Below are 24,064 nucleotides of genomic sequence, written 5' to 3'. Positions count from 1 at the left end.
CACTGTGTACCGCACCGGGCCGTGCCCGCTGTCGGGGCTGACCTCCTTCCCCAGCCCCCCGCGTTCCTGACGAACACCGCCCGTGCGGTGTGCCGTTGTCCGCCCAGCCCCCGGTTCCAGTGCGTTCCCGTGTGCCGTCTCCCCGCCGCCCAGGCGGCCGTCGGCGTACGTGGCGTTCGCCGCGCCCGGGGGGACCGACTCTGCCGGAGCCCTCCATGAGTGAACCCCCAGGCGCCACCGTGTCCCTCGCCGAGGCACCGCCGCCCACCGACACCCCGTCAACTCCCCGCGCTGCACAGCGAGTTATCCCACTGCGCCACCCGGTCCGCTGGATCGCCACCGCGGTCGTGCTGGTGCTGGCGGCCCAGTTCGTCCATGGCCTGGTGTCCAACCCGTTCTACCAGTGGGACCGTTTCGGGTACTGGTTCCTGCGGCCGACCATCCTCGACGGGCTCCTCGTCACCCTCGAAGTGGCCGCCTACAGCGCGGTGTTGGGCCTCATCGGCGGCATCCTGCTGGCTCTCGCCCGGCTCTCGCGCAGTCCGGTGCTCCGCGCGGTCAGCTGGACGTACGTCTGGGCACTTCGCTCGATCCCCCTGATCGTCGTGCTGCTGTTCCTGTACAACTTCAGCGCCCTGTACCAGACGCTCAGTGTGGGCGTCCCCTTCGGGCCGGCCTTCTTCACCTTCGACGAGTCCCGGCTCGCCACCGACATGGTCGTCGCCGTCATCGGGCTCAGCCTCAACGAGGCGGCGTACGCGGCGGAGGTGGTCCGCGGCGGCATCCTCTCCGTCGACCAGGGCCAGCACGAGGCGGCCTCCGCCCTCGGCCTGCCGAAGGGCTACCAGTTCCGGAAGATCGTCTTTCCGCAGGCGCTGCGTTCCATCACCCCGAACTACGTCAACCAGCTGATCGGCCTCATCAAGAGCACCTCGCTGGTCTTCTACGTGTCCCTGCTCGACCTGTTCGGCAGCGCGCAGACCATGGGCGCCACCTACCCGGGTGACATCGTGCCGCTGCTGCTGGTCGTCACCGTCTGGTACCTGATCCTCACCAGCGTGGTGTCCGTCATCCAGTTCTACGTCGAGCGGCATTACGCCCGGGGCGCCACGCGCACCCTGCCGCCGACGCCGCTGCAGAAACTGCGGACCGCTCTCACCGACCTGCGGGCCCGCATCCGCCGGGAGGCCGCCGTATGACCACCGAGACGCTTGTCAGCGCGGCCGCCGCCGTCGAGGTGCACGACGTGCACAAGTGGTACGGCGCCCACCGGGTGCTCGACGGGATCGACCTGACGGTGCGGCCCGGCGAGGTCACCGTGATCCTCGGCCCGTCCGGTTCCGGCAAGTCCACCCTCCTGCGGGTCATCAACCACCTGGAGAAGCCGGAGATCGGATACGTCAGCGTCAACGGCGAACTGATCGGCGTCCGCCGGCAGGGCGACCGCCTGAAGGAGCTGACCGAGCAGGCCATCCTGACCCAGCGCAGCCGGATCGGCTTCGTCTTCCAGAACTTCAACCTCTTCCCGCACCTGACCGCGCTGGACAACGTGGCCGCCGCCCCGGTGGCGACCGGGAAGCTCGGCAAGGCCGAGGCGCAGAAACTCGCCCGTGAACTGCTGGACCGGGTCGGCCTGGGCGACCGGGCCGCCGCCTACCCGCGGCAGTTGTCGGGTGGACAGCAGCAGCGTGTGGCCATCGCCCGGGCCCTCGCGCTGCGTCCCGGAGTCATCCTCTTCGACGAACCCACCTCCGCGCTCGACCCCGAACTCGTCGGTGAGGTCCTCGCCGTCATCAAGGACCTGGCGCGCGGCGGCACCACCCTGGTGATCGTCACCCACGAGATCGGCTTCGCCCGTGAGATCGCCGACCGGGTCGTCTTCATCGACGGCGGCCGGATCGTCGAACAGGGCCCGCCCGCCGAGGTATTGGACAACCCGCGGCACGAGCGGACCCGGGACTTCGTGAGCAAGGTGCTCTGACCCGGCCCGCGCGGGGACACCACCGTCGGTTTCCGGGCCCCGGGACCACCGCAACGCAACGCCCCCCACACACAACCGTCACCACCCTCTGAACGACAAGGACAGCCATGGCCACCCAGATCTCCCGACACGGCCTGATACGCGGCATCACCGCGGCGACCGCCATCACCGCCCTCGCCTCCGGGCTCGCCGCCTGCGGCGGTGACAGCGACGCCGCCACCAGGACCGACACGGCCGGCACGGTCACCGTGGGTCAGCTGTCCAACGGCTCCGCGAAGGAGACCCCCCTGAAGGTCTCAGAGGTGAAGTCCATCAGCGCCGAGCTGCCCGCCGCACTCAAGAAGAGCGGCAAGCTGGTGATCGGCTCCGGCACGCTGCCCTCGGGCAGCCCGCCGCTCGGCTTCGTGGGAGACGACCAGAAGACGATCACGGGCTCCGAACCCGACCTCGGCCGACTGGTGGCAGCCGTCTTCGGGCTCGAGCCCGAGGTGCGCCGCTCGACCTGGGAGAACTTGTTCATCGGCCTCGACAGCGGAAAGGTCAACGTGGCCTTCTCCAACGTCACCGACACCGAGGAGCGCAAGCAGAAGTACGAGTTCGCCTCCTACCGCAAGGACGATCTCGCCTTCGAGGTGAAGAAGGACAACCCCTGGAAGTTCGACGGCGACTACGAGAGCCTCGCCGGCAAGACGGTCTCCGTCGGCAACGGCACCAACCAGGAGAAGCTCCTGCTGGAGTGGAAGGCGAAGCTGGCCAAGGAGGGCAAGAAGCCCCTCACGGTCAAGTACTTCCAGGAGACCAACAGCCTCTACCTGGCGCTGAGCAGCGGCAAGATCGACGCCTACTTCGGGCCCAACCCGAACCTCGCCTACCACGCGGCGAAGACCGCCGGCACGCCCCAGGCGACCCGTATCGCGGGTCAGTTCTCCGGCGCCGGTGAGACGCTCCAGGGCTTGATCGCCGCCACCGCGAAGAAGGACAGCGGCCTCGCCAAGCCCCTCGCCGACGCCATCAACTACCTGATCGAACACGGCCAGTACGCCAAGTGGCTCAAGGCCTGGAACCTCTCCGGCGAGGCCGTCGCCAAGTCCGAGGTCAACCCGCCCGGACTGCCGCTCGACAACTCCTGATCAACCGTCACATCAGCGGTGTCACCTGCCAGTCGCACGAGAAGGGACTTTGTCTCCGTGGCCCCACAGACCGACGTCCGCGGAGGCGGAGTCCCTCCCGCGCTCGACACGTCCGTCCTCGACACCTCCCCCCTCGACAACGCCGTGTGGGCGGCGCTCGACGGCCCGCACGCCCACCTGGCCGAGCGAGTGGGCAGAGCCGCCCGGTACCCGACCGACGTCTACGCCTTCGCCGCCCTCGAGGATCCGCTGGACCCGGCCGCCTGGGCCGACCTGCACACACTCGTCGGCGCCGGGACCGTCGTACGGATCAAGCCGGTGGAGCAGGTTCCCGACGGCTGGGAGGTGGTCGGCGGCGGGGTGGGCGTCCAACTGGTCGACACCGCGCTGCGAGCCCGACCCGCACCCGAGGCGGTACGACTCGGGCCCGAGGACGTCCCCGAGATCCTCGACCTGGTCGCCCGCACCCGACCGGGCCCGTTCCTGAAGCGCACCATCGAACTCGGTACCTACCTCGGCATCAGGGAGCGGGGACGACTGATCGCCATGGCGGGGGAGCGGCTGCGGCTGCCCGGCTGGACGGAGATCAGCGCGGTGTGCACCGCCCCGGAACACCGCGGCCGGGGCCTGGCCACCCGGCTGGTACGCGCGGTCGCCGTGGGCATCCGCGGACGCGGGGACACCCCGTTCCTGCACGCCGCCGCCGACAACGCCTCCGCGATCCGGCTCTACGAGTCGATCGGCTTCACGCTGCGCCGCCGATCACCCGTCCTCGTGGTCCGCAGCCCAGGAACACCGGGCGGGACGGGCGCGTTGTGACTGACGACGAGATCCGCGAGGCGCCACCGGCGCCGAGAAGGAGGAGGTGGCGGACGTGACGCGCGTTCTCCGTTCCGTCCACCTCCACTCCCGGCCGCACATCGACCTCCAGCGCGTGGCCGGCGCGCTCTGTCGCTCCTGACCTTCCCCCCAGGCCTTCGGTCGGACAACCCCGTCCGACCTTCGACGCCCAGCCGCCGTGCCCCCATTCGTGCGGGCCGGTGATCTCGTACGGACCTCCAGGAAGGCACCCACCCGTGTCCCCATCTCCTGCTCCCTCCTTGCACCTCGCCGTCGCCCTGGACGGCACCGGCTGGCACCCGGCCTCCTGGCGCGAACCGGTGGCCCGGCCCCGTGACCTGCTCACCGCCGGGTACTGGGCCGACCTGGTCGCCGAGGCGGAAGGCGGCCTGCTCGACTTCGTGACCATCGAGGACGGCCTCGGCCCGCAGTCCTCCCACTTCCTCGACCCGGACGAGCGCACCGACCAGGTACGGGGTCGTCTGGACGCCGTACTGATCGCGGCGCGCATCGCCCCGCTGTCCCGGCACATCGGCCTGGTCCCCACCGCGGTGGTCACGCACACGGAGCCCTTCCACCTCTCCAAGGCGATCGCCACCCTCGACTACGTCAGCACCGGCCGGGCGGGCGTACGGGTGCAGATCACCGCCCGCCCGAACGAGGCCGCCCACTTCGGCCGCCGCACCCTCCCGCGCATCACGGCCTACGACAGCCCCGACACCCGCGACCTGGTGACCGACCTCTTCGACGAGGCCGCCGACCACGTCGAGGCCGTACGCCGTCTCTGGGACAGCTGGGAGGACGACGCGGAGATCCGGGACGTCGCCACCGGCCGCTTCATCGACCGGGACAAGCTGCACTACATCGACTTCGAGGGCAGGCACTTCAGCGTCAAGGGGCCCTCCATCACGCCCCGCCCGCCCCAGGGCCAGCCGCTGGTCAGCGCCCTCGCACACGACACCGTGCCCTACCGTCTGGTGGCCCGGGCCGCCGACGTCGGCCATGTGACCCCGCACGACACCGACCAGGCCCGCGCGATCGTCGCGGAGATCCGCGCAGAGCAGGAGCGGGCCGGCCGCGCCGACGAGACCCTGCACATCTTCGGCGACCTGGTGGTCTTCCTCGACGACGATCCGGCCGAGGCCTCGGCACGCCGGGACCGGCTCGACACCCTCGCGGGACAGCCGTACATCAGCGACGCCCGCGTCTTCACCGGCACCCCAGCCCAACTCGCCGACCTGCTACAGGAGTTGCAGGCAGCCGGGCTGAGCGGATTCCGGCTGCGTCCCGCCGTGGTCGGACACGACCTCCCGGCGATCACCCGCGGGCTGGTCCCCGAGCTCCAGCGCCGTGACGCCTTCCGTCGCGCCTACGAGGCCGACACCCTGCGCGGACTGCTGGGCCTGGCCCGCCCCGCCAACCGCTACGCCGCCGCCTGAGCCGGAAGGACCCCACAGTTCCCATGAGCAAGCCACTGAAGAAGATCCATCTCGCCGCCCACTTCCCGGGCGTCAACAACACCACCGTGTGGAGCGACCCCGAGGCCGGCAGCCACATCGAGTTCAGCTCCTTCGCCCACTTCGCCCGCACCGCCGAACGCGCCAAGTTCGACTTCCTGTTCCTCGCCGAAGGGCTCCGGCTGCGCGAACAGGGCGGCCAGATCTACGACTTGGACGTCGTCGGCCGCCCCGACACCTTCACCGTCCTCGCCGCGCTCGCCGCCGTCACCGAGCACCTCGGTCTCACCGGCACCATCAACTCCACCTTCAACGAGCCCTACGAGGTGGCCCGCCAGTTCGCCAGCCTCGACCACCTCTCCGGCGGGCGCGCCGCCTGGAACGTGGTCACCTCCTGGGACGCGTTCACCGGCGAGAACTTCCGCCGCGGCGGCTTCCTCCCGCAGAACGAGCGCTACTCACGGGCGAAGGAGTTCCTGGCCACCGCGAACGAACTCTTCGACTCCTGGCACGGCGACGAGATCCTCGCCGACCGGGCGAGCGGCGCCTTCCTGAGCGACGCGAAGGCCGGGTCCTTCGTCCACACCGGTCAACACTTCGACATCCACGGGCAGTTCAACGTCCCGCGCTCACCCCAGGGCCGACCGGTGATCTTCCAGGCGGGAGACTCCGACGAGGGCCGCGAGTTCGCCGCCTCCGACGCCGACGCGATCTTCAGCCGGTACGCCACCCTGAAGGAGGGCCAGGACTTCTACACGGACGTCAAGAAGCGCCTGGCCAAGTACGGCCGCCGCCACGACCAGCTCAAGATCCTGCCCGCCGCGAGCTTCGTGCTCGGCGACACCGACCGCGAGGCAGAGGAGACCGCCAAGGAGGTCCGGAGGCAGCAGGTCAGCGGGGCCACCGCCATCAAGCACCTGGAGTTCGTCTGGAACCGGGACCTGTCGGCGTACGACCCGGACGGGCCGTTGCCCGACATCGACCCGGACGTCAGCGACAACCACATCTCCAAGGGCCGCGCCCAGGTGCGGATGTACCGGGACCCGCTGGCCACCGCCCGCGAGTGGCGGGAACGCGCGGCGGCCAACAACTGGTCCATCCGCGACCTGGTCATCGAGACCGGCAACCGCCAGAACTTCGTCGGCTCCCCGGCCACCGTCGCGAAGACCATCAACGACTACGTCCAGGCCGACGCCGCCGACGGTTTCATCCTCGTCCCGCACATCACACCCGGCGGCCTCGACACCTTCGCCGACCAGGTCGTCCCGCTGCTCCAGGAACAGGGCGTGTTCCGCACCGAGTACGAGGGCCCGACCCTGCGCCACCAACTCGGCCTCGCCCACCCGGACGACGTACGGGGCGAACGGGCGGCCTCGTGACGTCCCCTCAGCCGCTCACGGCCCCCACGAGGTCGGCCAGGGCCTGCGCGAGGCGGCCGAGACCCGGCCCGGCGGGCCCGCCCGGCTCGCTCATGTACGTGTCCCGGCGGATCTCCACCATCAGCGCGCTCACCCGGGGATCCCTGCCGTAGAACGCGAGCGGAACGTAGGCCCCGCCGAACGGGCTGTCCAGCCCGATCTCGCCGAGCCCCGCGAAGGCCTCCCGGGCAGCGCCCAGCAGACCGCCGGGGGTGTGGAAGGGGTCGGTGCCCAGACAGACGGGCGGCCGGGGCCCGTCGCCGTGCAACTCGTAGGGGAGCGCTTCGGTCGGATAGGAGTGCACGTCGATGACGACGGCCCGCCCGGCGGCCGCCAGCCGCCCGGCCACGGCGTCGGTCATCGCCCGCGCGTACGGCTCGAAGTACCGCGCGACCAACGGCTCGGGGTCGGTGTCCGCGGACCGCAGCGGGGCGCGGTGCGTGGTGCGTGTGTACACGGCGCCCATCCCCACGGCGAGCATCTCCTCCCGCTCGTCCGGAAACCGCTCCGGATCGACGACCAGCCGGGACAGCCGGTTGACGAACCGCCAGGGAACGACGCCGGACAGCCTCGCCGCCGCGGCGGCGAGCTCGGCGGTGTGCGCGTCGACGATGTGGTCGAGTTCCCGCTCCAGCTCCGCGTCACCGAGCAGGATGCCGTCCCGCACATCTGCCGGTATCTCCCGCGAGGAGTGCGGCACATGAAGGATCACCGGTGACTCACCGGCGCCGGGCAGCAGCTCGAAGGACGGTGCGGCGGAGGTCATGGGGCTGCTCCCGGGGACGGTGTCGGCGGTGTGGTGCACGATCACGGTGCCACACCGTGGCCGGCGGGCAGCGGCCGTGGCGAGCGTGACGAGAGCGTGGGACCGCCGCCCTCGCCGGTGCCCACGCCCGGTGCACGCGGTGCCGCGTACATGGCTCCGCCCCGGCCGGCTGGTCGCCGGTCGGGGCGGAGTCACGCGATGTGCCCGTGTGGGCTCGGCGTCAGCTCAGGGATGCCAGCGCCTCGTTCCACGTGGTCGACGGGCGCATGACCTTCGCTGCCTTGGCCGGGTCGGGCTGGTAGTAGCCGCCGATGTCGGCGGGCTTGCCCTGGACGGCGTTCAGCTCGTCGACGATCTTCTGCTCGTTCGCCGTGAGGGTCTCGGCGAGCGGCGCGAAGGCCTTCGCCAGGTCCGCGTCGTCGGTCTGCTTCGCCAGCTCCTGCGCCCAGTACAGGGACAGGAAGAAGTGGCTGCCGCGGTTGTCGATGCCGCCGACGCGACGGGTCGGGGACTTGTCCTCGTTGAGGAAGGTCGCCGTGGCGCGGTCGAGGGTGTCGGCGAGGACCTTGGCGCGGGTGTTGCCGGTGGCCGTCGCGAACTGCTCCAGGGACGGGACCAGAGCGAAGAACTCACCGAGCGAGTCCCAGCGCAGGTAGTCCTCCTTGACCAGCTGCTGGACGTGCTTCGGCGCGCTGCCGCCGGCGCCGGTCTCGAACAGACCGCCGCCCGCCATCAGCGGGACCACCGACAGCATCTTGGCGCTGGTGCCCAGCTCCAGGATCGGGAACAGGTCGGTCAGGTAGTCACGCAGCACGTTGCCGGTGACGGAGATGGTGTCCTCGCCGCGGCGGATGCGCTCGACCGACAGCTTGGTCGCCTCGACCGGGTTGAGGATCCGGATGTCCAGGCCCTCGGTGTCGTGCTCCGGCAGGTACGCCTTGACCTTGGCGATCAGGTTGGCGTCGTGCGCACGCGTCTCGTCCAGCCAGAACACGGCGGGGCTGCCGGTGGCGCGGGCACGGGTGACGGCCAGCTTCACCCAGTCCCGGATCGGGGCGTCCTTGGTCTGGCAGGCGCGGAAGATGTCACCGGCGGAGACCGTCTGCTCGATCACCACGTCGCCGGCCTGGTCGACGAGGCGGACCGTGCCGGTGGTGGCGACCTCGAAGGTCTTGTCGTGGCTGCCGTACTCCTCGGCCTTCTGCGCCATCAGGCCGACGTTCGGGACCGAACCCATCGTCGACGGGTCGTAGGCGCCGTTGGCGCGGCAGTCGTCGATCACGGCCTGGTAGACACCGGCGTACGAGGAGTCCGGCAGCACCGCGAGGGTGTCGGCCTCCTGGCCGTCCGGGCCCCACATGTGGCCGGAGGTGCGGATCATGGCCGGCATCGAGGCGTCGACGATCACGTCGGAGGGCACGTGCAGGTTGGTGATGCCCTTGTCGGAGTCGACCATCGCCAGCGCGGGGCCCTCGGCGAGCTCGGCGTCGAAGGAGGCCTTGATCTCGGCGCCCTCGGGCAGAGACTCCAGGCCCTTGTGGATACCGCCCAGACCGTCGTTCGGGGTGAGGCCGGCCGCGGCGAGCGTCTCGCCGTACTTCGCGAAGGTCTTCGGGAAGAAGGCGCGCACCACGTGACCGAAGACGATCGGGTCGGAGACCTTCATCATCGTGGCCTTGAGGTGCACGGAGAACAGCACACCCTCCGCCTTGGCGCGGGCGATCTGCGCGGTCAGGAACTCACGCAGCGGCGCGACGTGCATGACCGAGGCGTCGACGACCTCGCCCGCGGTGACCGGTACCGACTCGCGCAGCACGGTGGTGGAGCCGTCGTCGCCCACCAGCTCGATCCGCAGCGTGCCCGCCTCGGAGATCACGACCGACTTCTCGGTGGAGCGGAAGTCGTCGACACCCATCGTCGCCACGTTCGTCTTCGACTCGGAGGTCCAGGCGCCCATGCGGTGCGGGTGGCTCTTGGCGTAGTTCTTGACCGACGCGGGGGCACGGCGGTCGGAGTTGCCCTCCCGCAGGACCGGGTTGACCGCGGAGCCCTTGACCTTGTCGTAGCGGGACTGGATGTCCCGCTCCTCGTCGGTCTTCGGGTCGTCCGGGTAGTTCGGCAGCGCGTAGCCCTGCGCCTGGAGCTCGGCGACCGCGGCCTTCAGCTGCGGGATCGACGCCGAGATGTTCGGCAGCTTGATGATGTTCGCCTCGGGCGTCTTGGCGAGCTCGCCGAGCTCCGCCAGCGCGTCCGGGATCCGCTGGTCCTCGGTGAGGTACTCCGGGAACAACGCGATGATGCGCCCGGCCAGCGAGATGTCCCGCGTCTCCACGGCGACACCCGCCTGCGAGGCGTACGTCTGGACCACCGGCAGGAAGGAATACGTCGCCAGGGCCGGGGCCTCGTCAGTGTGCGTATAGATGATGGTCGAGTCAGTCACCGGGTGCTCCGCTCCACGTCTGCAACATTGCTCGACATCAAGATATCTCGTGGCCGACCCGGTATCGACAGGGGTCCTCGGGTACTTCCGGACACACTCCTGTGAACTGGACGCGGCCTTCCGGGGACGCCGTGCATCCTCTTTAATGTCATGGCCCTTTCCTCTCGGTGGAGGAGCGGCGTCAGACCATGGACGGGACGACGATGACCTTGCCGTGCACCGCGCCCTCGGCGGCCCGCGTGTGCAGCGTCGGCAGCTCGGCCAGCGGCACGCGTTCGGCGACGGCGACGCGGAGCTCGCCGCCGTCGATCAGCGCCACCAGCTGCGCCAGCTGGTCGGTGTCGCTGCGGACGAACAGGTCGACGCCGCGCACGCCGCGCTCCTCGTCGCTGGGGGCGGGCATCCAGACCGTTGTGTTCACCACGACGCCGCCCGGACGGACCAGGGTGACCAGCGCGGCCAGCTCGGCGGGGTCGACCGGGGCGAGGTTGAGTACCACGTCGACCGGCTCGGTCAGCGCCGCCGTCACCACGGTGGTGGTGTGGTCGATGACCTCGTCCGCACCGGCTGATCGGACCGCTTCGCTGCTGCGCGGGCCGGCCGTGGCGATGACGTGGGCACCGGCGTTCTTGGCCAGCTGCACGGCGTAGCCGCCGACCGCTCCGCCGGCGCCGTTGATCAGCACGCGTTGCCCGGCCGTCAGCTTGCCGTGCTCGAACAGCGCCTGGTACGCGGTCAGGCCCACCAGTGGCAGCGCGGCGGAATCGGCCAGCGGGACGTTCTTGGGCGCGGGCGTCAGGACCTCGGCCGGTGCGAGGACGTACTCCGCGGCGGCTCCGGCCCCGTCCATCGGCAGGAAGCCGATGACGTCGTCGCCGACCGCGATGCCGTCCACGCCCTCGCCCAGCGCGTCGACGGTGCCGGCGACGTCGATGCCCGGAGTGTGGGGCAGGTCCACCGGGATGGGGCCGCGCATGAAGCCGGCGCGGATGTTGGCGTCGACGGGGTTGAAGGACGTGGCGGCGACGCGTATGCGGACCTCACCGGCCCCCGGGACGGGCTGCTCCACGTCCTCGTAGCCCAGGACGTCGGGGTTGCCGTACTCGTGGAAACGCACTGCCTTCATGACTGTTCTCACCTTCATTGTGATCCAAGTTGCTTCGAATTCGAAGTAACTGTTGAGGACGGTACCTCTACTTCGAATTCGAAGCAAGTGGTACTGGTTACTGCCGGTGCGCGCGCATCGCCGCGGCGAGTTCCGCGGCGGCTCGGTCGATGCAGGCGCGCAGCCGCGCCGCGTCGCTGTGGGCCGTGGCCTGCCAGTCGGCGGGGCCTGCGACGACGAGCGTGGGCACGGGGTCGGCGTGCATGTCGGTCAGGCGCCTGCGCATCACCTGTGTGATGTCGGGTGGCTGCCGGTCGGAACTGCTGTCGAGCGCCAGCAGCACCGGCATGCGAGAGAGGACTCCGTGCCCGAGGGCGGCGAGGAACGAGTCGAACACCTCGCTCGGAGACGCGGCGAGCACCGGGGTCGCCACCACCAGCCCGTCGGCCGCCCCGACCGCCGCGATCGCCTCCCGCAGGTCGAGACTGACCCGGCCCTGGGCGGAGTGCTGGGCGAGATCGGCCACCAGCCGGTGCAGCTCCACCGCCTCCACCTCGGCGCGCGCACCGCCGGCCGCCAGCGACCGGCACACCGCCTCCGCGACCCAGTCCGCGAGCCGGCGAGTCGGACGCGGATGGCCGACACCGGCGCTCACGACGGCCAAGGACACCGGAGTCCACGCGGCGGCGCTCATCCCGGCATCGCGTTCATGGCCTTCTCCCTGCGGCCGGGCGCCTCGCTTGTGCTGACGTCGAGGCAGCCGACGGTCAGATGCCCACCGGTCGCCTCGGCGTCGAGCAGGACGCTGAAGACACTCCCTCCGATCCACTCGAGCTGCTGCTGGTCCTCACGTTGCGCGAGGTGGGGGATGCTCATGGCCGGTCCTCGGGATCCGTGGGCGGCGGCGCCGTCCTCCTGCTCGTAACCCTGCGCCGCAGCATTGCCCGATCTCCATGTTCTGGAGTGCTCAGTGGGGCCCAACACTGCCCACGCCATGCGCTCGCGGGGTCACGACATCGGGCCCTTGAGACCCTCGCGTCCGGCTCACTTCACCTGGGATGGCACCGGTGTTCGCGGAGGAGTTCAGTTCCGGCTCCGCCCGTGGCGGCCGGCACGGCGGCAGCCACTCTCTTCGAATTCGAAGCAGTAGACTGCCGTCATGCCTGATTCATCGCCGTCGCTCGACCCCGTGCAACTCGGCGCCTACTTCGACCTCGTCGAGGTGACCAGCCTGCTGAGGCACGCGGTCGAACAGCAGCTGCGCGAGACCGGTGATCTCAGCTATGTGCAGTTCCAACTGCTGGCCCGCCTCGGAGACTCGCCGACGGGCAGCCACCGCATGACCGACCTGGCCGACGGCGTCGTCTACAGCCGCAGCGGCCTGACGTACCAGGTAGGTCTGCTCGAGAAGGAAGGCCTGGTCGTCCGCGCTCCCTCACTGGACGACGAGCGGAGCGTCACCGTCACCCTCACCGAGGCCGGACGTGTGCTGCTCGCGAAGGTGCTGCCGGGTCACGTCGAGGTGGTCAATGGCCTCCTGTTCGAGCCGCTGTCGCGCGATGACGTCAAGGCTCTCGCCGACCTGCTGGCGCCGGTGCGCGAGCACATGCGCTCGACGCCGCCCCGCTCGGCCGCGTCTCGCCGCCGCAAAGGCGGAGCATAAGGACTCGACAGGCGTCGGAGCCCCGGCGACCGCAGCGGATCGGGACACGGCAGGACGCCGGGCAGCCCGCAGTCGCGGTGAACGGGAACGCGGGCGGAGACAGACCGAGTCGTCAGGCCCGTTGTGCGAACTGCGCCGGTGTCGCTCGGTACTGCTTCTTGAAAGCGCGGATGAAGTGGCTGCTGTCGGTGAAGTGCCAGCGCGCGGCGGCCTCGGACACGGTGAGCCGCGACCCGGAGGCGGTGAGTGCCGCGGCGGCTTCCTCCAGGCGTCGGCGGCGGATGTAGGCGCTGAACGACTCGTCCAGACTCGCGAAGGCCCGCTGCAGGGTGCGGACGGAGACGTGCAGGTGCGCGGCGATCGCGGCCGGCGATAACTCGGCGTCGGTGAGCCGGACATCGGCCAGATCCTTGGCCGCTTGCGCCAGCGCCGGGGTGAAGGTGGGCTCGCGGTCGTCGAAGTGGTCCAGGACCAGCCCCTTGGCCAGTTCGAGCAGGGCGTTGCGGGCCGCGTGCACGCCCGCCGGGCCGAGGTCGCTCACGGTCCGTTGGACCATGGTGGTGTGTGCCATGAGGATCTGCGCCGCGGGCGAGGTGGCCCGGCCGGTGCGTGGTTTCCCGGCTACCAGTGACCGCAGAGCGTCACCGGGGAAGATGAAGATACGCCTGCCGATCTCGGGCGTGGTGTGGAAGTGGTTCTCCGTCACGACGTGGTGCATGAAATAGGTGCCGGCCGAGACGTGGGCGTCACCGCCCTGGTCGTGCGGGTCCCGCAGGGTCGTCACACCTCGCAGCCCGACGTACAGCCTGATGTGGTCGTGCTCATGCGTACCGACCGCCTGGGTGCGCACGGATGAGGAGCCCCAGAGTTCGTTGACGACCGTCTCCTGCAGGGTCACCGAGCGCATGATTCCCTCGAAGCCGTCGACCGTGGAAGCGCTGAACTCCGGCAGGGGATACAGGTCGCCCATGCGGGCGTTCCAGGTGTCGACGAACAACTTCCACGTTCCCCGCCCCATACCGGTGGAGTCGACGTCGATGGTGAACGCGCCCACCTTGGCGCTCGGTCTGCCGCTCATCTGCCCTCCGCGCGGATGGAGTTGTCGCCGGGATCCCATCTCGTGTCGCAAAAGTACACGCTTTCTTCGCACACCCGTTCCTACTCTTGGCTACGCCCCGACCGTTGACGATCTTCCGGCCGCGAGTGCCGCCGACCGGGCTGCCGCCGTGCGGGCCGGCGTCGCCGCGGGGCCACTGCCCCGGTGACGAAGTCGTGGTCCCGCCGACCACTGATCCCCACCTGACCGACCTTCGAGGAGACAACCGCGATGATTCCCGATGACGATCCGTCCCGGTCCCTGACCGTGGCCAACCCGGACGACCCCGGCACCACATACGTCTCACTGGTGGGCAACACGTACGCCATGCTGGTCACCGGCGAGCAGACCGACGGCCGGTACTGCCTGATCGACATGCGTGTGCCCGACGGCGGCGGCCCGCCCCCGCACCGGCACGACTTCGAGGAGATGTTCACGATCCTCGAGGGCGAGATCGAGTTCACCTTCCGCGGCGAGAAGTACACCGTGGGGGCCGGGTCCACGGTCAACGTTCCGGCCAACGCGCCGCACAACTTCCGCAACATCTCGGGTGCGCCGGCTCGCATGCTGTGCATGTGCACCCCGGCAGGCCAGGACGAGTACTTCCTGCGCATCGGCGATGTCGTCGCGGGCAAGGACGCGCCGCCGCCGCAGCTGACGGAGGACGAGCTCATGGAGCGGCGCCGCCGGGCGGCCGAGCTGGCCTCGACCTACCGGAGCGAGTTCCTCTAGGGCGTGTTGCGAAAGTCCCGTCGTCCGCCCGGAGGGCGGGCCTGGCGGCGTCATGGGGGCCCCCGCTCGAGCGCAGCCGAGAGTGGGGGAGCGTGCTCTCGGCGTGCCGGGCGGAAGCCCTCGTACTGGACGTACTCGGGCTTTCGCCCGGTGCGGCGAGTGGGGGCACCTCCCACGCCCTTAAGGCAGTGGGGGAGCGTGCCCGGCGTCGCCAGGCAGGCGGGACTTTCGCAACACGCCCTAGCCCACAGGGGCGGCGCGCGGGGACGGCCTGCCTCCGACGTGACCGGGGGCCCGGCCGGTCCCGGGCCTGCTCCGGTCACGGATGCGGCCGGGCTGAGTGGTGTGATCGCGTGGGCGGTCCGGCGGTGCGACCGCTGACAGGCTGACTGTTACTGCTATTTCCGAGGAGCGCAGATTGCAAGCGGTGGGACTGGCGGACCGGCTGGCCTCGGCACGAGCCGGTGCGCTGGTGGGCAGGGAACCGGAGCGGGCGGTGCTCGACCGGATGCTGTCCGGGGCGCCGGACGCTCCGCTCGTGGTGTACCTGCACGGTCCCGGAGGCATCGGCAAGTCCTCGCTGGTGCGCTACGCCGCTCGGCAGGCCGAGCTCATCGGCCGCCGCGTGGTACACGTGGACGGACGGTTCCTCGACGCCGACCCGCGCCGGCTGGAGGAGGCCGCGGCCCTGGCCTGCGCCGAACCCGGTGCGGTGCTGCTCATCGACACCTTCGAGCAGTGTCAGCCCCTTGAGGCGTGGCTGCGTGAGAGCTTCCTGCCGCGGCTCGCCGACCATGCGATCGTGGTGGTGGCCGGCAGGGTCGCCCCCGACGCCGAGTGGTCGCTGGACCCTGGGTGGGCGCAGCTGTTCACCGCGCTGGCCGTGCGGCCGCTGGACGTCGCGCAGTCCGACGCTCTGCTCGCCGCCCGCGGTGTTCCCGCCGAGCAGCGGGGCGCCTTCGTCGCCTTCGCGGGAGGCAGCCCGCTCGCTCTCTCGCTGGCCGCCTCCCTGCCCCCGTCCGCACTCGGCGCACTGTGGGAGCCGACCGGCGACGTGCTGACGACCCTGGTCGAGAGGCTGGTGGGCGACCTGCCCAGCGCCGTCCACCGGCGCGCCCTCGAGGTCGTCGCGCAGGCCTACGTCACTCGCGAGTCTCTGCTGCGCACGGTGCTGGGCGACGAGGACACCGACACAGTGTTCTCCTGGCTGCGCCAGCTGCCCTACATCGAGGCCGGCCCCGAGGGGCTGCACCCGCACGACGCGGTGCGAGCGACCCTCGAGGCCGACCTGCGCTGGCGGGACCCCGAGCGCTACGACGACATCCGCGTCCACATCTCGCTGGCGGGCCTGCGGGCCGTACGCGGCGCCACCGAGGACGACGCGCCCTTACGGGTCGCGGAGTGGATGTTCCTCTTCCGTCACCAGGGCGGACCGGACAATCTCTACAACTACCGAATGCACCCGCACATCGAAGACACCCCGCTGCGGCCCGAGGACGTGCCCGGTGTGCTGCGCATGGCCGAGGAAGCCGAAGGCCCGGCATCGGCGGCCGCTGTCGCGCACTGGGTGCGCCGCCAGCCGGAGGCCTTCCGCGTCCACCGCTATGCGGGCTCCTCCGCACCCGTGTCGTTCATGGCCATCCTGCGACTGGACGCCCCCCTGCCCGAGGACCGTGCCGAGGACCCGGTGATCGCAGCAGTCTGGGACCTTGTGGAGGCGGCCGCTCCCCTGAGACCGGGCGAGCACCTGGGCATCCGCCGCTTCGCGGTGCAACCCGGCGGGCGACAGCGGCCCTCGCCCCTGATGGAGCTCATCAGCCGGCGCACCATCGGCGAGGAGATGCGCGCCCACGGACGCGCCGTGACCTTCACCGTCTTCGAAGACGCCGGCCGGTGGGGACGCTACCTCGCCGAGGCCGGCATGCCGGAGGTCGCGGCCGTGGACCTCGGCGAGCGGCGACAGCACGTCTTCGGCCGGGACTGGCGACTGCAGACAGTGGAACAGTGGGTGCAGCACCGGGCTCGCACCACGGTCACGCCCGTTGCGACATGGCCCACAACCGCCGCCACGAGTGGCCCGGTCGACCAACTGTCGCGCGTCGCGTTCGAGGAAGGAGCTCTGGAGGCGCTGCGTACCTGGCACGCCCCTCGCGAATTCGCGACGAGCGTCCTGCTGCACTCCCATCTCGTGCCGCCGGGCTCATCCGATCCGATCGCCGACCTGCGCGGCGCCATCATCACCGCGCTCGACGCACTGCAGACCGATCCTGCGGGCGTCAAGGCTCACGAGGCTCTCACCGCCACCTACATCACGGCCGCGCGTACCCACAGGGCTGCCGCCCGGCGGCTCGGAGTGCCCTACGGCACCTACCGGCGCCATCTCGCCCTGGCCAAGGAACGCCTCACCGAACAACTGCTGCGACAACCGGCCACGACCTCCACACCGACCCCGTCGCCCCAGGTGCCGAAGGAGTGCACCGTGGGCAGCGCTGGGCACGGTTGAACAGCACAGGTGTCTGCCTCGGGCAGGCGCCGGCCGCGATGCTCGTGGCATGACCAAAACGAGTGTCCCGATCACCGTCTTCGCCCGTACAACGTCCAGCCCCGCCCACACCTACCAGGTCATCGTGCCGATCGACCTCGCCCAGGTGTTCAAGCCGTGGGGACCGTTCCCCGGCGTCGCGGAAGTGCGCGACCAGACCGGCACCTGGAACCGACCGGGGACGTCGCGCCAGACCTGGTTCACCGACGGTTCCAAGGCCGACGAGCGGCTCACCGAGATCGCGGAGGGGCACGGGTTCGCCTATGAACTGAGTGGCTTCACCAACGTGTTGGCCAAGCTGGTCTCCGGGGTGCGCGGCGAGTGGTCGTTCCTGCCCGACGGCACCGGCACGTCGATCCGCTGGACGTACGACTTCCGGCCGCTGCCAGGCCGCCGCTGGATCGTCGCAGGGCCGTTCAAGCAGCTCTGGATCCGCTACATGCGCGCTGCACTCACCAGGATGGTGACCGTGGTGCAGGAAACGCCCAATGGCGTCATGGAGGAGTAAGCGCCCATGTCGATGCCGAGGGTCGCTGCGTGCTCGACGAGGTCTCGATGAGGGCCTGGCCGACGGTGCTTCTCTTGCGGCCCATGAACCCCATCGCCCCCACCAGGTCCGGCACGAACATCTATACAAAGCACAGCGATGCCGGATAAATCGCCCTCTGAGGCAACCGAGACGTCTGAACTCGTGGTCATGCACTGTGATCGCCCTTTGACCGACGGCCGGACCCGACCACCCGGCCGTCCCAGCGAAAGCGGACCATGAGATATCGCACCAGAGTGACGGCACCGGCCACCGCCCTGATAGGCGTCGCCACGGCGCTGACCGTGGGGTCTTCCGCCCACGCCGCCCCGGCGGCCGCCTCCCCGGGCGCCGAGACCCTCGGCGACCCCGTCTTCCCGAGCCTCGGCAACGACGGGTACCGCGTCTCGGCCTACACCCTCGACTTCGCGTACGACGCGACGACCAAGCTCGTCACCGCCACGGCGACGCTGGAGATCCGCACCACGCAGGCCCTGAGCCGCTTCTCCCTGGACGCCCTCGGCCTGGACATCACGTCCGTCCGCGTCGCGGGCCACGGGGCCGACTTCGAGCAGGTCGGAGAGAAACTGCGGGTCACGCCCGTGCGCAGCCTGCAAGACAAGTGCACGGCCACCGTCGTGGTGGCGTACACCGCCGACCCGCGCAGGTCCCTCGCGCACACCGCCTGGGTCCCCACACCGGACGGTTTCGCGGTCTGCCCCCAGCCGGACTCGGCGCACACCGTCTTCCCGTGCAACGACCACCCGCAGGACAAGGCGGCCTTCACCGTCCGCGTCACCGTGCCCAGCGGCCTGCGCGGGGTCGCGAGCGGCTTCCTCGTCCGCACCGAGACCCTCACCGACGGCAGGACCGCGTACACCTACCGGTCGCGTGAGCCGATGGCCACCGAACTGGTGCAGATCACGGTCGGCGACTACGTCGTCAAGGACCGTCAGGGCCCCGGCGGACTGCCCCTCAGGGACGTTGTGCCGACCGCCCGCGCCAGTTCCCTGGAACCGGCGCTCTCCCTCACCGCGGGGCAGATCAGCTGGATAGAGCAGCGGCTCGGCGCGTTCCCCTTCGAGACGTACGGGCTGCTGCCCTGCAACTCCGACGCCGCGAACGCCTTCGACTTCACGGGTCTGGAGACCCAGACCCTCACCCTCTACAAGCCGAACTTCCTGCTCCAGGACGAGTCGAAGATCGGCTCGCACATGATGCACGAGCTGGTCCACTCCTACTTCGGCAACAGCGTCAGCCCCGCCACCTGGGCCGACCTCTGGCTGAACGAGGGTCACGCCGACTTCTACGGGCTGCTCTACCGCTACGAGCGCGGCTGGACCGACTCTCTCGGGCTGACCACCATGGAAGCCCGGATGAAGGACACCTACGCGCGTGGTGACCAGTGGCGAAAAACCTCCGGTCCGGTCGCCTCACCCAACGCGACGAACCTCTTCGACAGCCAGCGCTACCTCGGGGGCGTCCTGGTCCTGTACGCGCTGCGGCAGTTGATCGGCGAGGCCGCCTTCGGCTCCGTCGAGCGCGCCTTCCTGGACCGGTACCGCAACTCCGCGGCGTCCACGGAGAACTACATCACCGTCGCCTCCGAGGTCTCCGGCCAGGACCTGTCCGGATTCCTGCGGGACTGGCTGTACGGCACGAAGACCCCGCGGATGCCCGGCCACCCGGACTGGACGGTCACTCCGGCGACCGCGTCGCTCGTCGCGCCGAACACCCGGACGAACGGGCACTACCACGACAACTCGGCCACCCTGTAAAGGCCCGGGCGGGGCGACGGCCCAGGCGGGTGAGGGCCCAGGCGGGGCGAGGCCCGGCCCGGGCAGCGGCTCAGTCGAGCCGGGTGGAGGCGACTTCGCCCGGCTCGGTCTCCGTGACGCCGCGCTGCTGCGGGATGACCACCGTGCCCTGTTGCAGAGCGACCGTCCGTGCGGGCGCCGGAATCCGGATGCCCTCCTCGCGGTAGCGCCGGTGCAGCCGCTTGATGAACTCGTGCTTGATCCGGAACTGGTCGCTGAACTCGCCGACGCCCAGGATCACCGTGAACCCGATCCTGGAGTCGCCGAAGGTGTGGAAGCGGACCACCGGCTCGTGATCGGGGAGGGCGCCGGTGATCTCGGTCATCACCTCGGTGACGACCTCGCAGGTGACCCGCTCGACCTGCTCGAGGTCACTGTCGTAGGCGACGCCCACCTGGACCAGGATGGTCAACTGCTGCTCGGGACGCATGAAGTTGGTCATGTTGGTCTTCGCGAGCTCCCCGTTGGGGATCACGACCAGGTTGTTGGAGAGCGCGCGGACCGTCGTCTGACGCCAGTTGATGTCCTCGACGTATCCCTCCTCGCCGCTGCTCAGCTTGATGTAGTCGCCGGGCTGGACGGTCTTGGAGGCGAGGATGTGGATACCGGCGAAGAGGTTCGCCAGGGTGTCCTGGAGGGCCAGGGCGACCGCCAGACCGCCGACCCCCAGGGCGGTGAGCATCGGCGCGATGGAGATGCCCAGCGTCTGCAGCACCACCAGGAAGCCGATCGCCAGCACCAGCACCCGGGTGATGTTCACGAAGATCGTGGCCGACCCGGCGACCCCGGAGCGGGACTGCGTCACCGTCCGCACCAATCCGGCGACGACCCGGGCCGACGCCACCGTGACGACGAAGATCAGCAGCACGGTCAGGATCTGGTTGACGGTGTGCTGGACCGCGGAGATCAGCGGCAGGGCCGCCGCCGCGGACGCCGCACCGCCCGCGACCGCCGCCCACGGCACCACCGTGCGCAGCGCGTCCACGATGACGTCGTCGCCGCCCCAGCGGGTGCGGTCGGCGTGCTTGCCGAGCCAGCGCAGCAGCATCCGCAGCAGGAACGCCGCCAGCAGACCCGCGGCCACGGCGATTCCCGCGATGACCAGGTCGTCCACGGTGAGGGCTCGCTTCACCGGTCACCTCCGGTACGGAGGACTGCGGCGAAGACCTTCACCGACGGCCGGATGTGAAGTTGCGTCACGTTGCCACCTGCTCGATTCCGATGTGCGATCGTGCGGGCCAACTGGCCCCCCGTGGCCCGCGCGACCGCTCATCCTGCCGTATCCGGCACAGGAGTTCGTACCCGGACGGTGGCCGGACGGAGTGATTTCAGACGATTTTCCCTCGCACGCCCGTCGCCGGGCCCGGACCTGCCCGACCCCGACCCCGGCCCCGACCGCGTCGGTCCGCCGCGGACTCCGGTCAGATCACCTTCAGCCGTACCAGGGCGCCCAGCGTCAACGCCCCCGGCACCAGCGGGAGCCAGACGGTGATGATCCGGAAGGCCAGGACCACGGCCGTGGCGACCGCGGCCGGGCCGCCCGCCGCCACCAGCGCCACGACCAGGGCCGCCTCCACCGAGCCGATGCCGCCCGGTGTGGGCACCAGCGCGACCGCCACCGTCGCCGCCAGGTAGGCCACCGCCATGTGCGCGGGCGGCACCGGCAGCCCCAGCGCCTGCCCCACCGCTGTCAGCACGGACGCCTGCAACGCGGGGAACGCGAGCGAGCCGCCCCACAGGGCCAGCGCCCGCGCGGGCCGGGTGTGCACCGAGCGCGCCTCGCCGAAAGCCGTGCGCAGGAAGGAGCACGCGGCCGTACGCAGTCGTCGTACACAGGCCAGCACAACCGCGGCGACCAGCAGGGCCGCGCCGACCACCAGCAGCAGCGGGCCGACCGCCCCGTCAGGGAGGAGGGGGCCCAGCCGCAGCGCGTCGGGGAAGGCGACGAGCAGCGCGGCCAGAAGGGTCAGCCGGCCGACCGCCTCAGCCAGCATGTACAGCGCCAGCGCGGCGGACGAGCGGGCGAGCGGAAGCCCGCACACCGTCATGAACCGCAGGTTGACGGCGCTCGCGCCCAGCCCGGTCGGCAGCAGATGGTTGGCCGCGCCCGCGGCGAACTGGGTGGCCAGCAGCCGCCGCTTCGGCAACGCCTCGACGACGGCACCCTGCCGGGTCACGGCGGCTGCGACCCAGGTCAGACACGTCGCCCCGATCGCCGCCACCAGCCACGGCCACTGGGCGTGCCGCAGATGACCGAAGCCCTCGGCGAGCACCGACCGGTGCTGGACCGCGACGACGGTGACGAGCAGGAGCGGAAGCAGACACAGGATCTGGCGCAGCCGGCGGATCGGGACGCGACGGGGGAGTCGTCCCTCGGGGATGCCGGAGCGCTCGGAGAGGTCAGCGAGTTCGGAGACGTCGGTGACGTCGCAGACAGGCAAGAAGTCGGGGCGGTCGGGGATGTCGGGGAGGTGTACCGCTGTCACAGTCGGAGAGGTTTCCCACCCTGCGCCAACTGCGGGTTGCGGAAGCGGGGACATGGGCTTACGTACGGTCATCGGATCCTTCGCAGGGACGGACAGCGGGGTTCCCTTGACCTCAAGCAAGCTTGAGGCTCTACGGTCCTTCCTATGAGCATGGAGACCACGGCCTGGACACAACTGCACAGTGTCATGAACGCCGAGCAGGAACGACGACCCCTGGCCCGCGCGACACTGCGCCGCATCGGCGCGTTCGCCCGCCCGCACCGCCCCCGCATCGCGCGGTTCGTCGCGCTCGGGGTGGTGACCGCGCTGCTCGCCGTCGCCACCCCGGTCCTCGCCGGGAAGGTCGTGAACGCGATCGTCTCGGGCGACGACGAGGGCACCGTCGTCCGCCTGGCCCTGCTCATCGCGCTGATCGCGGTCGCGGAGGCGGCGCTCGGCATCCTCGGCAGACGCCTGTCGGCGTCGCTCGGAGAGGGACTCATCCTCGATCTGCGCACCGCTGTGTTCGATCATGTGCAGCGCATGCCGGTCGCGTTCTTCACACGCACTCGTACGGGTGCGCTCGTCTCCCGTCTCAACAATGACGTCATCGGCGCCCAACGCGCCTTCAGCAACACCCTGTCCGGAGTGGTCAGCAACCTGGTCACGCTGGTCCTCACCCTCGCCGTCATGCTCACGCTCTCCTGGCAGATCACCCTGCTGGCGCTGGTGCTGCTGCCGGTGTTCGTGATCCCGGCCCGGCGGATGGGCAGCCGGATGGCCCGGATGCAGCGGGAGGCCGCGGCGCTGAACGCGGCGATGGGCACCCGCATGACCGAGCGTTTCTCCGCACCCGGCGCCACCCTGGTCAAGCTCTTCGGCCGTCCGGAACAGGAGTCCGAGGAGTTCGCGGTCCGCGCCCGCCAGGTCCGGGACATCGGCGTACGGACGGCCATGGCCCAGTCCGTGTTCATCACCGCCCTCACCCTGGTGTCGGCCCTGGCGCTGGCCCTCGTCTACGGCCTCGGCGGCTGGTTCGCCCTGCGCGGCACCCTCGACCCGGGCGCCGTGGTGGCCCTCGCCCTGCTCCTGACCCGCCTGTACGCCCCGCTCACCGCGCTGGCCGGCGCCCGCGTCGAGGTGATGAGTGCCCTCGTCAGCTTCGAGAGGGTCTTCGAGGTGCTCGACCTGAAGCCGCTGATCGAGGACAAACCGGACGCCCGCGAGGTCCCCGACGGTCCGGTGGCCGTCGAGTTCGACCAGGTCCGCTTCGGCTACCCGTCAGCCGACAAGGTCTCCCTCGCCTCCCTGGAGGAGGTGGCCGCCCTCGACACCCGGGGCGGCGACGAGGTCCTGCACGGCATCTCCTTCCGCGCCGAACCCGGACAGACCGTCGCCCTCGTCGGCTCGTCCGGCGCCGGCAAGTCGACCGTCGCCCAGTTGCTGCCGCGGCTGTACGACGTCGACGAGGGCGCTGTCCGGGTCGGTGAGGTCGACGTCCGTGATCTGAGCGCGCGGTCCCTTCGGGAGACCCTCGGCATGGTCACCCAGGACGGGCATCTCTTCCACGACACCGTGGGCGCCAACCTGCTGCTCGCCCGCCCCACGGCGACCGAGGAGGAGCTGTGGGACGCCCTGCGCCGCGCCCGCCTGGACGACCTCGTACACTCCCTGCCCGACGGCCTCGACACCGTGGTCGGCGAACGCGGTTACCGGCTCTCCGGCGGCGAACGCCAGCGGATGACCATCGCCCGGCTGCTGCTGGCCCGCCAGCGCGTCGTCATCCTCGACGAGGCCACCGCCCACCTGGACAACACCTCAGAGGCGGCCGTGCAGGAGGCACTCACCGAGGCGCTGGAGGGCAGGACGGCCGTCGTGATCGCCCACCGGCTGTCCACGATCCGCAGCGCGGACCTCATCCTGGTGGTCGAGGCCGGACGGATCGTGGAACGCGGTACCCACGAGGACCTGCTGACCCTGGACGGACGGTACGCGCAGCTGTACCACACGCAGTTCGCGCAGAAGCCGGGCGACGTGACGCAGATCGCGTCCAAGGACGGGGCGGCGGCGTAGTCACGGGCACGCC

Annotated in this window: 21 protein-coding genes; 13 read left to right on the top strand and 8 right to left on the bottom strand. The window is 70.5% G+C overall.

Going from position 1 to position 24,064, the window contains the following annotated elements; translation table 11 throughout:
* Nucleotides 1-215: 215 nt before the first annotated feature.
* The 7 genes from ABZ027_RS16210 to ABZ027_RS16180 all read left to right on the top strand — a co-directional run bounded on the left by ABZ027_RS16210 (nucleotide 216) and on the right by ABZ027_RS16180 (nucleotide 6,787).
* A complete protein-coding gene (locus ABZ027_RS16210; RefSeq protein ID WP_356768611.1) occupies nucleotides 216-1,199 on the top strand; it encodes an amino acid ABC transporter permease in 984 nt (327 codons plus the stop codon).
* On the top strand, nucleotides 1,196-1,981 hold the full coding sequence (locus ABZ027_RS16205) for an amino acid ABC transporter ATP-binding protein (protein ID WP_356768609.1): 786 nt from the start codon (nucleotides 1,196-1,198) through the stop codon (nucleotides 1,979-1,981). Before ABZ027_RS16210 ends, ABZ027_RS16205 begins: the two co-directional genes overlap by 4 nt.
* Nucleotides 1,982-2,088: 107 nt before the next feature.
* Nucleotides 2,089-3,111 (top strand): ABC transporter substrate-binding protein, encoded by a 1,023-nt coding sequence (locus ABZ027_RS16200; protein ID WP_356768607.1) that lies wholly within the window; start codon nucleotides 2,089-2,091, stop codon nucleotides 3,109-3,111.
* Nucleotides 3,112-3,168: 57 nt separating this feature from the next.
* Complete coding sequence (locus tag ABZ027_RS16195) at nucleotides 3,169-3,930, top strand: GNAT family N-acetyltransferase (RefSeq protein ID WP_356768605.1); 762 nt, start codon at nucleotides 3,169-3,171, stop codon at nucleotides 3,928-3,930.
* Nucleotides 3,931-3,976: 46 nt separating this feature from the next.
* On the top strand, nucleotides 3,977-4,072 hold the full coding sequence (locus tag ABZ027_RS16190; protein WP_356768603.1) for a putative leader peptide: 96 nt from the start codon (nucleotides 3,977-3,979) through the stop codon (nucleotides 4,070-4,072).
* Nucleotides 4,073-4,187: 115 nt separating this feature from the next.
* On the top strand, nucleotides 4,188-5,390 hold the full coding sequence (locus tag ABZ027_RS16185) for an LLM class flavin-dependent oxidoreductase (protein WP_356768601.1): 1,203 nt from the start codon (nucleotides 4,188-4,190) through the stop codon (nucleotides 5,388-5,390).
* A 23-nt stretch (nucleotides 5,391-5,413) separates the two neighbouring features.
* Nucleotides 5,414-6,787, top strand: a complete 1,374-nt coding sequence (locus ABZ027_RS16180; protein ID WP_356768599.1) for an NtaA/DmoA family FMN-dependent monooxygenase — start codon at nucleotides 5,414-5,416, stop codon at nucleotides 6,785-6,787.
* A 7-nt stretch (nucleotides 6,788-6,794) separates the two neighbouring features.
* Here ABZ027_RS16180 and ABZ027_RS16175 read toward each other — a convergent pair whose 3' ends face one another.
* The 5 genes from ABZ027_RS16175 to ABZ027_RS16155 all read right to left on the bottom strand — a co-directional run bounded on the left by ABZ027_RS16175 (nucleotide 6,795) and on the right by ABZ027_RS16155 (nucleotide 12,013).
* Entirely contained in the window at nucleotides 6,795-7,592 is a 798-nt protein-coding gene (locus ABZ027_RS16175; protein ID WP_356768597.1) for an N-formylglutamate amidohydrolase, read from the bottom strand.
* A 220-nt stretch (nucleotides 7,593-7,812) separates the two neighbouring features.
* Nucleotides 7,813-10,032 (bottom strand): NADP-dependent isocitrate dehydrogenase, encoded by a 2,220-nt coding sequence (locus ABZ027_RS16170; protein WP_356768595.1) that lies wholly within the window; start codon nucleotides 10,030-10,032, stop codon nucleotides 7,813-7,815.
* Between the two features lie 181 nt (nucleotides 10,033-10,213).
* Entirely contained in the window at nucleotides 10,214-11,158 is a 945-nt protein-coding gene (locus tag ABZ027_RS16165) for an NADP-dependent oxidoreductase (protein ID WP_356768593.1), read from the bottom strand.
* Nucleotides 11,159-11,255: 97 nt separating this feature from the next.
* Nucleotides 11,256-11,831: an NAD(P)H-dependent oxidoreductase gene (locus ABZ027_RS16160; protein ID WP_356768591.1), complete on the bottom strand. Its 576-nt coding sequence runs from the start codon at nucleotides 11,829-11,831 to the stop codon at nucleotides 11,256-11,258.
* Nucleotides 11,828-12,013: a hypothetical protein gene (locus ABZ027_RS16155; RefSeq protein ID WP_356768589.1), complete on the bottom strand. Its 186-nt coding sequence runs from the start codon at nucleotides 12,011-12,013 to the stop codon at nucleotides 11,828-11,830. The genes ABZ027_RS16160 and ABZ027_RS16155 overlap by 4 nt, the downstream gene beginning before the upstream one ends.
* Nucleotides 12,014-12,296: 283 nt before the next feature.
* Between ABZ027_RS16155 and ABZ027_RS16150 the strand changes: the two genes are divergently transcribed.
* Complete coding sequence (locus ABZ027_RS16150; protein ID WP_356768587.1) at nucleotides 12,297-12,800, top strand: MarR family transcriptional regulator; 504 nt, start codon at nucleotides 12,297-12,299, stop codon at nucleotides 12,798-12,800.
* Between the two features lie 112 nt (nucleotides 12,801-12,912).
* Here the strand turns inward: ABZ027_RS16150 and ABZ027_RS16145 are convergent, their stop codons facing one another.
* Entirely contained in the window at nucleotides 12,913-13,878 is a 966-nt protein-coding gene (locus ABZ027_RS16145) for a helix-turn-helix domain-containing protein (RefSeq protein WP_356768585.1), read from the bottom strand.
* A gap of 249 nt (nucleotides 13,879-14,127) precedes the next feature.
* Between ABZ027_RS16145 and ABZ027_RS16140 the strand changes: the two genes are divergently transcribed.
* From ABZ027_RS16140 to ABZ027_RS16125, 4 genes are all read left to right on the top strand, one after another.
* On the top strand, nucleotides 14,128-14,628 hold the full coding sequence (locus ABZ027_RS16140; RefSeq protein ID WP_356768583.1) for a cupin domain-containing protein: 501 nt from the start codon (nucleotides 14,128-14,130) through the stop codon (nucleotides 14,626-14,628).
* A gap of 427 nt (nucleotides 14,629-15,055) precedes the next feature.
* Nucleotides 15,056-17,131, top strand: coding sequence for an ATP-binding protein (locus ABZ027_RS16135; RefSeq protein WP_356768770.1), 2,076 nt, complete (start codon nucleotides 15,056-15,058; stop codon nucleotides 17,129-17,131).
* A gap of 49 nt (nucleotides 17,132-17,180) precedes the next feature.
* Nucleotides 17,181-17,678, top strand: a complete 498-nt coding sequence (locus ABZ027_RS16130) for an SRPBCC family protein (RefSeq protein WP_356768581.1) — start codon at nucleotides 17,181-17,183, stop codon at nucleotides 17,676-17,678.
* 257 nt (nucleotides 17,679-17,935) lie between these two features.
* Nucleotides 17,936-19,474: a M1 family metallopeptidase gene (locus ABZ027_RS16125; protein WP_356768579.1), complete on the top strand. Its 1,539-nt coding sequence runs from the start codon at nucleotides 17,936-17,938 to the stop codon at nucleotides 19,472-19,474.
* Nucleotides 19,475-19,544: 70 nt separating this feature from the next.
* Here ABZ027_RS16125 and ABZ027_RS16120 read toward each other — a convergent pair whose 3' ends face one another.
* A complete protein-coding gene (locus tag ABZ027_RS16120) occupies nucleotides 19,545-20,645 on the bottom strand; it encodes a mechanosensitive ion channel family protein (protein ID WP_356768577.1) in 1,101 nt (366 codons plus the stop codon).
* A gap of 289 nt (nucleotides 20,646-20,934) precedes the next feature.
* Entirely contained in the window at nucleotides 20,935-21,861 is a 927-nt protein-coding gene (locus tag ABZ027_RS16115; RefSeq protein ID WP_356768768.1) for a lysylphosphatidylglycerol synthase transmembrane domain-containing protein, read from the bottom strand.
* Nucleotides 21,862-22,149: 288 nt separating this feature from the next.
* Here ABZ027_RS16115 and ABZ027_RS16110 point away from each other — a divergent pair, with 288 nt between their 5' ends.
* Nucleotides 22,150-24,051: an ABC transporter ATP-binding protein gene (locus tag ABZ027_RS16110; RefSeq protein ID WP_356768766.1), complete on the top strand. Its 1,902-nt coding sequence runs from the start codon at nucleotides 22,150-22,152 to the stop codon at nucleotides 24,049-24,051.
* Nucleotides 24,052-24,064: the final 13 nt, after the last annotated feature.

This window comes from Streptomyces sp. NPDC006332, assembly GCF_040612855.1.
Classification (GTDB): Bacteria; Actinomycetota; Actinomycetes; order Streptomycetales; family Streptomycetaceae; genus Streptomyces.
The sequence above is the reverse complement of the archived record's forward strand: the minus strand, read 5'-3'. Positions and strand labels throughout refer to the sequence as shown.

What these genes read in the sequence shown, in the direction of transcription:
- ABZ027_RS16210 (WP_356768611.1), top strand. Translation starts at nt 216, where the DNA reads ATGAGTGAACCCCCAGGCGCCACCGTGTCCCTCGCCGAGGCACCGCCG.
- ABZ027_RS16205 (WP_356768609.1), top strand. Translation starts at nt 1,196, where the DNA reads ATGACCACCGAGACGCTTGTCAGCGCGGCCGCCGCCGTCGAGGTGCAC.
- ABZ027_RS16200 (WP_356768607.1), top strand. Translation starts at nt 2,089, where the DNA reads ATGGCCACCCAGATCTCCCGACACGGCCTGATACGCGGCATCACCGCG.
- ABZ027_RS16180 (WP_356768599.1), top strand. Translation starts at nt 5,414, where the DNA reads ATGAGCAAGCCACTGAAGAAGATCCATCTCGCCGCCCACTTCCCGGGC.
- ABZ027_RS16175 (WP_356768597.1), bottom strand. Translation starts at nt 7,592, where the DNA reads ATGACCTCCGCCGCACCGTCCTTCGAGCTGCTGCCCGGCGCCGGTGAG.
- ABZ027_RS16165 (WP_356768593.1), bottom strand. Translation starts at nt 11,158, where the DNA reads ATGAAGGCAGTGCGTTTCCACGAGTACGGCAACCCCGACGTCCTGGGC.
- ABZ027_RS16160 (WP_356768591.1), bottom strand. Translation starts at nt 11,831, where the DNA reads ATGAGCGCCGCCGCGTGGACTCCGGTGTCCTTGGCCGTCGTGAGCGCC.
- ABZ027_RS16155 (WP_356768589.1), bottom strand. Translation starts at nt 12,013, where the DNA reads ATGAGCATCCCCCACCTCGCGCAACGTGAGGACCAGCAGCAGCTCGAG.
- ABZ027_RS16150 (WP_356768587.1), top strand. Translation starts at nt 12,297, where the DNA reads ATGCCTGATTCATCGCCGTCGCTCGACCCCGTGCAACTCGGCGCCTAC.
- ABZ027_RS16145 (WP_356768585.1), bottom strand. Translation starts at nt 13,878, where the DNA reads ATGAGCGGCAGACCGAGCGCCAAGGTGGGCGCGTTCACCATCGACGTC.
- ABZ027_RS16140 (WP_356768583.1), top strand. Translation starts at nt 14,128, where the DNA reads ATGATTCCCGATGACGATCCGTCCCGGTCCCTGACCGTGGCCAACCCG.
- ABZ027_RS16130 (WP_356768581.1), top strand. Translation starts at nt 17,181, where the DNA reads ATGACCAAAACGAGTGTCCCGATCACCGTCTTCGCCCGTACAACGTCC.
- ABZ027_RS16125 (WP_356768579.1), top strand. Translation starts at nt 17,936, where the DNA reads ATGAGATATCGCACCAGAGTGACGGCACCGGCCACCGCCCTGATAGGC.
- ABZ027_RS16110 (WP_356768766.1), top strand. Translation starts at nt 22,150, where the DNA reads ATGGAGACCACGGCCTGGACACAACTGCACAGTGTCATGAACGCCGAG.